We start from the raw sequence: 2329 nt of genomic DNA on the forward strand, positions 1-2329 counted from the left end.
GTGCGATTCGTTTAACCTAAAATAAGTTGAAAAAGACTTATGGGACGGTTAACCCAGTTATTAAGACTGGTGATAACTGATTACATTTGTGGGTGAAATTCGGTGAATTAAGTCCCACCCCTCAAGTGCTGAGGTGAAAGCATAACCCCTAGTTTGATTGGGTAGCAACCAACAGATTAAAGCGGGGTTAAAAGGTAGAACTACTGGTAGCCAAAACTGGTAACTATCGAGCAAGAAGTCCATGCGTAGCGCAAGCAAAGATGTATCTGAATCATCGTTAATTGTAATGGTGTAATGGCTAAATCAAGGTTAAAAACTTGATAAACACCAAGCCAAAAGGCAAGGATAGGGCATAAGCGGTTTTCCTTCCGACTTATAAGCACCGCCCAATAAACCCGGTGGATAACATCACGCTAAAGACTTCAATAATGTGTAATCGGAACGAAGTAACCCCTATATATCTCTGGAGAGGTCGAAATCCAGTAAGTAGCTAACGAACGATATATAGGGAAGGGATGGTATCAAAAGCGAATGCTTTGCTGTAATGGCAAAAGATATGCAGACAGATACTCGGTAATTCCAAAGAAATAGAACAAGTAGCAATGAATATATCTAAAACGCAGAACAATCTGACGGTGGAGTGGAAAGACCTTAACTGGCGCAAACTGGAAAAGGTAACTTTTAAGTTGCAAAAGCGCATATTTCGAGCGAGTGAACGAGGCGATGTTAAAGCAGTTCGTAAACTTCAAAAGACCCTGATTAATTCCTGGAGTGCTAAATGTATCGCGGTTCGCAGGGTAACACAAGATAACCAAGGACGAAATACGGCAGGAGTGGACGGAATTAAATCCCTAACCCCGAAGCAACGTATGAACTTGGTAGGACGATTAAAGTTAACCAATAAAGTTAAACCAACTCGCAGAGTTGAAATACCTAAACCTGGTACAACCGAAACCCGTCCATTAGGAATACCCACAATCAACGACCGCGCATTGCAAGCGTTAGTAAAACTAGCGTTAGAACCAGAATGGGAGGCTAAATTTGAGCCAAACAGTTATGGTTTTAGACCAGGACGTTCATGCCACGATGCAAGAGAAGCAATATTTTTGAATATTAGATACAAGTCCAAATATGTACTTGATGCTGATATCTCCAAATGTTTCGACCGCATAAACCACAAAGCATTAATCTCCAAAATACACACATACCCTACATTAAGCCGTCAAATCAAGACATGGCTCAAGGCAGGGTACATGGACGGAAAAGAACTTTTTCCTACCAATGATGGTACACCACAAGGAGGGGTAATTTCACCCTTACTTGCGAATATTGCCCTACATGGTATGGAAGAAAGAGTTAAGCAATACGCCGAAACTCTAAAAGGGAAAAAAGCGAGAAATCGTCAGGCTCTTAGTCTAATCCGTTACGCTGATGATTTCGTAATAATCCATGAGGATTTAAACGTAGTCAAAAAGTGTCAAGAGATAATCGCTGACTGGTTAAGTGACATGGGATTGGAATTAAAACCAAGTAAAACAAAACTAACCCACACCCTCAATGAAATTGATGGGAATGTTGGATTTGAGTTCTTAGGATTCCATGTACAACAACACAAAGTAGGTAACTACCGATGTGCCAACAACCCGAATGGAATACCACTAGGTTTTAGTACATTAATCACACCCTCAAAAGCCAAAATAAAGACTCATCTTGTCAAGATAGCTGAAGTAATAGACTCCCATAAAACCGCACCTCAAGCTGCCTTAATTAGTAAGCTGAACCCTATTATTAGAGGTTGGTCAAACTATTATTCAACAACAGTTAGTAAAGAAACCTTCTCAAAGGTTGACCGCCTAACTTACGACAAGTTAAGAGCTTGGGCAAGAAGGAGGGGAAAAGGGAACATCAATAAAGACAAATACTGGAAAACAGTAGATGACAGAAATTGGTGTTTCAGTACAGAAGATGGATTAGAATTACTCACCCATAGCAGTACGCCAATCGTAAGGCATACAAAGATTAAAGGTGAAGCTAGTCCGTTTAATGGAGACTGGATTTACTGGAGTAAACGACGAGGCGAATATCCAGAAACTCCTAAAAGAGTGGCAACACTTATTAAGAAACAAAAAGGTATTTGTCCTCACTGTGGTCTGTATTTTACAAGTACAGATATTGTAGAAGTTGACCATATTATACCTAAATCGTTAGGTGGTAAAGATACCTACGATAACCTTCAACTTCTACACAAACATTGTCACGACACAAAGACGGCTAGTGATGGTTCTTTAACTAAAACAGTTGAGAATTATGACAATCAACCGTTTTGAAT

1 protein-coding gene is annotated in these 2329 nt (G+C 39.9%); it reads left to right on the plus strand.

The window, feature by feature from the left end; all coding sequences use genetic code 11:
- The first annotated feature begins 602 nt into the window (after positions 1-602).
- Positions 603-2327 (plus strand): group II intron reverse transcriptase/maturase, encoded by a 1725-nt coding sequence (ltrA, locus tag PL9631_RS27240; protein WP_083616028.1) that lies wholly within the window; start codon positions 603-605, stop codon positions 2325-2327.
- The last annotated feature ends 2 nt before the right edge of the window (positions 2328-2329 follow it).

Origin of the sequence: Planktothrix paucivesiculata PCC 9631 (genome assembly GCF_900009265.2) — a bacterium.
Classification (GTDB): Bacteria; Cyanobacteriota; Cyanobacteriia; order Cyanobacteriales; family Microcoleaceae; genus Planktothrix; species Planktothrix paucivesiculata.